The organism is Bdellovibrionota bacterium (assembly GCA_035292885.1).
Taxonomy (GTDB): Bacteria; Bdellovibrionota_G; JALEGL01; order JALEGL01; family DATDPG01; genus DATDPG01.
On record DATDPG010000122.1, the window covers coordinates 1 to 4,952 of the forward strand.

Annotated in this window: 4 protein-coding genes; all 4 read right to left on the reverse strand. The window is 54.9% G+C overall.

What is annotated here, in order from left to right; all coding sequences use genetic code 11:
• Positions 1–127: 127 nt before the first annotated feature.
• On the reverse strand, positions 128–505 hold the full coding sequence (locus VI895_09550) for a M48 family metalloprotease (GenBank protein HLG20041.1): 378 nt from the start codon (positions 503–505) through the stop codon (positions 128–130).
• A 45-nt stretch (positions 506–550) separates the two neighbouring features.
• Positions 551–1,303: a slipin family protein gene (locus VI895_09555; protein HLG20042.1), complete on the reverse strand. Its 753-nt coding sequence runs from the start codon at positions 1,301–1,303 to the stop codon at positions 551–553.
• Between the two features lie 12 nt (positions 1,304–1,315).
• Complete coding sequence (locus VI895_09560; protein HLG20043.1) at positions 1,316–2,623, reverse strand: nodulation protein NfeD; 1,308 nt, start codon at positions 2,621–2,623, stop codon at positions 1,316–1,318.
• Positions 2,624–2,671: 48 nt separating this feature from the next.
• On the reverse strand, positions 2,672–4,952 hold a 2,281-nt coding region (locus VI895_09565), incomplete at its 5' end, for an acyl-CoA reductase (GenBank protein ID HLG20044.1).

A 4,952-nucleotide genomic window follows, 5' to 3' on the forward strand; every position in this document is an offset into this window, starting at 1 on the left:
TCCAACAAAGCGCCTCAACCCTTTGTTTGGACCAAGACCGCCGATCAGATCCTGGAGAAAATCGCCCGCTACGCCTCCGGCACTCTCCAGGCTCATACATGAAAAGAACTATCGCGAATTCACTGACTCAGGACACTAGAAGCTGCAAAATCCCTTGCGTCACAGCCACGACGCCATGCTTCGGATTCCGACCCGTCGCAAATGCGTTCGGCGTTGGATTCGGAATAATGTAAACGCGAGGCATCGAAAGGCTTGCTTTGGTTACGAGGCCTCGAATGATTGAATAAAGCTCCGGAGCCTCCGCTTCCGTGACTTCTTTGGCGTGGTACATCGCCAAGACAATCTTGTCGCTGAACCAATAGGAAAAGAAATTCATAACGACGGCGAAGCCGAAGGCCATGACCATCCCTTGCTGCCCGCCAAGAGCCCGGCCCACATAGACGAACAGGACGGTCAGTAACGCCATCAAGAATGTGGTTCGAAGCACGTTCATATCGACCGTCAATATAGGAACACGGAAGCTTTCTGTCTAGAGGCTTGGCCGCTTGCGTTATTTCTTTGCATCAAGGAACATTTTAATCAGATCGATTGGAAGCGGGAAAATGGTCGTCGAGTTCTTTTCGGCGGCAATTTCCACCAACGTCTGAAGATACCGCAGCTGCAGGGCTACCGGGTTTCTTTGCATGACATCCGCAGCTTCGGTGAGTTTGGCGGAGGCTTGAAATTCTCCTTCGGCCGCGATGACTTTCGCCCGCCGCTCCCGTTCGGCTTCCGCCTGTTTCGCCATGGCCCGGCGCATTTCTTCCGGAAGATCGATGTGCTTGACCTCCACCAGGCTCACTTTGATGCCCCAAATGTCGGTCTGTTTGTCGAGAATGATCTGAAGCTCACGGTTGATTTTGTCCCGTTCGCTCAGCAATTGATCGAGGTCGTGCTGGCCCAAGATGGAGCGGAGCGTGGTCTGCGCCAGTTGACTTGTGGCATAGAGATAATCCTCCACCTGAACGATCGCTTTTTCCGGTTCAACCACTCGAAAATAGACGACCGCGTTGACTTTTATGGAAACGTTGTCCTTCGTGATCACGTCTTGCGGCGGGACGTCGAACGCGATCGTTCGCAAACTGATTTTCATCATTTTGTCGATCTGAGGAATGATCCAGCGAAGCCCGGCCAATTTCGTCTTTCGAACTCGGCCGAATCGAAAAACGACGCCGCGCTCGTATTCCATGATGATTCGGACGCCGCTCAACAAGAACAGCGCTACGGCCAAAATGTAAATTCCGGATCCAAGATTGAAGGGCATTCGATTTCTCCTTTATGCGTTTGTTCGTTTCACGTGAGCCAGTAGGCCCGTCGTTTTAATGATTTCAACTTTGTCGCCGACATTGAGTTCTTCGTTTGACGTGGCCGTCCAGTATTCCCCGTTGACGAAGATTCGGCCGTCTCTCCCCGGTCCCAAGGCTTGGTCCACCACCGCTTGCGTTCCGGTCAGCCCCTCCGCCCCGGCCGTTTGCCGGGACGCGAACGTCCCCCGCAGCGCGATCCCGATCAAGAGGGCGATGGTGCCGATCGCGAGCGACGCACTGACGATGATGCTGCGAGGAACCCGAAGATCCGTCTGTGCCGGATCGAACAGAAGCACCGCTCCGATCACGAACGATATAATCCCGCCCACGGCGAGCAGCCCGAACGACGTGACGTAAAGTTCTAAGAGCAGCAAAACGAATCCCAAAATCACAAGACCTACGCCGAGCACCGAGAGCGGCAGCACGCTGGTTGCGATCATGAGAAGGAGGATGGCGATTCCACCGGTCACGGCGGGCAGGATCAGACCGGGGTGAGACATTTCGATGTAGAGGCCCATTCCGGCGATTAAGATCAACAAGAACATGATTGTCGGATTCGCCAGCCAGTTCTTAAGTTTTGTATAGAAATCGAGATTTAAAGGGACGATCTTGGCGCCGTTCGTTTTCAGCGTGTGAGTGCCTTCCGCTAAGGTGACCTTTCGGCCGTCGATTTGCTTGAGCAGATCCTCCTTGTTCTTGGCGATCAGGTCGATGACCTTGAGCTTGAGCGCTTCGGTTTCGTCGATGGCGGAACTTTCGAGAACCGCCTTCTTTGCCCATTCGACGTTGCGATTCCGTTGTTTCGCGATCGTCTCGATAAACGCTCGGGTGTCCTCCTCCACTTTTCTCGCCAAATGCTTCCCGCCCGATTTTTCCGGATCGTCGCCCGTGGCGGAGATGGGATGAGCGGCTCCGATGTTCGTGCCGGGGGCCATCGCAGCGATATGAGCGGCCATCGTAATGAACGTTCCCGCGGAGCCGGCGTGCGAACCGCTGGGGGCCACGTAAACGATAATGGGGACGTTCGTATTCAGGAAAAGCTTCACGATGTCCCGAGTGGCGTCGAGGAGACCGCCGGGGGTGTCCATTTCAATCAGAAGCGCCTCCGCTTTGGTCTCCTTCGCTTCGGATAAGGCTCGCTCCAGGACGGATACGGTTCCTGTGTGGATCGTGCCGTCCAGCTTCAATTCCACGACGGTTTGTGCGGAAGCGATCGAGGCAACGGCGAGCGTACCGAACAAAGAAAGGAGGGCGGGCCATCGAAGCCTAGGAATCATGGGCGAGTTCCATAGCCTGTGGCTTAAGCCTTGTAAAGAACGGAAGCCCTACGGCTGGAGAGAACGGAGGCGATCGTGGCCGTTCTGGCGCCAGGTAAAGGGCGGCGATTGAAGTCGTCCGAAAGGAGAGACCTCTTCCACGGAGAGCCGCTCTCGGACGTCACGAAAAGTCGATGTGTTGAAGGCCGAATGCGGCAATGCGCAGCTCCCCAACATCTTTGAGAACGGCTTCAAGAAGGACCGAACCTCCCCAAACGTCTTCACACCGATCAATTGTAGAAATCCAGGCGTCGAGAACCAGCGAGGCTCCGGCCTTTTCATCACGGCCGCGGTAAGTTGCGGATGCATGTGAAACCGATTCACGTCGACCGGATCGAATTCGTTTTCGAGTTGCCGCCAAACAACCTGGCCGAGGTTTCGAGGTATTGCATTCCGGCGCCATCGTTTCGCAAGTTTACCTGCAGCGGTTTGAAGCCGATCGACGGCGGTGGCCAACCGAGCCGGTGATGGATCCAGAAAGAATAGAAGCTGGGGGGACCGGCAGCCCATCTGTTCCCAAATGAAAATGTCTTCGACAAAGGCTGCGCTCTCTTCGTCGGACAAATCAATTTCCGCCGGAACAATTCCGAAACTAAGTCGCGGTCCATATTCGACAAAGGGGACGCCCGGCGGAACCCATTTTTTCAAGCGATCGAGTGTGGCATCCGAACCCTGCGCCGCAATAAGCGTTGCTTGGGAGAAAAGGAATTCCGTTTCCGAATCGTCGTCGGAAGCGGTTTCGACGACGGCCGCTTGCTGGGCCAATTGATGGTCAATGTTTCGCAAAGATTTATGAAGGCAGGCCAGCAGGTTCCCGCCTCGGGAGGAGACTCGATGGATCGCCGGAATTCCGGCCAAAAGCGAAGCATAAAATCCGAATACACCCGTGACGGGTAAATTTCCCGCGTAGACTTGAACGGCCAGTCGGCCCGACCGCCAAGGCCTGCCTCCTGGCCACGTTTCCTCGGCGGCATCCCGGAGGAGCGGGGAACGGAGAGCGTCAAACGTTCGATTCAGGCCTTCGGTGATGCCACCGGGCGCCCAACCCGACTGCAACTGAAATTCTTTTTCAAAAGATCTTCGCTCCGGTAAATCGGCGGAACTCCACCGAGCGGTCAATTCGGATAGGGAAAGCAGCGTTCGTTCGAACGGCAACTCAGAACTGGATCGCAGAGTCGTCTTTAATGTACCTAAGCCTGCCTGATCTTTTCGACGATTCAACGATGCGGTCGGAGACGAAGATACCAAGAGGGAACAGCCGCGAAGTTCGGATTCCGAAGCCCGCCCGAGGATCTCGAAACCCTCGGCGTTCGCTAGCCCCCAATCCCCGGTGAGGATGGCCGAAACGGATCCATGATTGGCCGAATCAAAAACGGCGATCATCCCTTCCTCTCCCTTAGTCACCGGCTGAAGCGTGCCCGGGTCCAAAACAAACACCGGGCACCAACTCGGAAACCGATAGATCATTCGGCCCGACCTCGGGCGTCCCCAGGCGGAGGAGGTAAGTTCGGTCATCCCGTATTCACCCAGGAAGTTTTCCTCGGAAATACTTAGAAATTCATACGCAAGCTGCGCCAAATCCTTTTCGTTGGGGAGATTACGCTTCCCTTTTCGTCCGCCGGTTTCAAAGATCTGACTGCCGGCCAGAAGTTTCAGGGTTCGATTGTTTTGTTGCAGATGCGCGAGCCAATCGGCAAGCGCCGTCGTTGTGCTTGCTATGAAGAGAGGACGATTTTGCTCTACGGCTTTACGGCAAGCTTGCTCCGCCGCTTTCAGATCGATACAACCATCTTGAAAGGCCGAAACCGACGTTGAAAAGCATCGTTCTCCCAAACGCGAAACCATATAAGCCAGGGAAGAGTCCGGTTTTTCTTGAGTCGCAGGAACGAGAGAGAGAAGGGCGATTCCGGCTGCGCGAACAGGCGTAAGGGTTTCAAACGAACGGAGTGAAGCTTCTTCATAGAGATTGAAAGCGCTGTATTCATGTGATCCACGTTTTTCGTCTGTCGTTCCGGTGGTCCGAAATGTCGCGATCGTCGCTTCCGGCGGAAATGAAGCGATTCGGCCGTAACGAAATCCAAGCGTCGGGAAAAAGGGAATATCATGGATCCGTTTCACGGACGTTGGAGTGATTCCACGCCGTCGGCAGAATGCCTGATAAATGGGAATGTTTTCGAATTGATCGGCGAACAGATCGAGGGCCAGGCGATCAAAATCCTCCGACCCGGAAACCGACATCGTGCGGAGAATCCGATCGGTAAAATTCGGCTCCGTTGAACTCATGGATTCG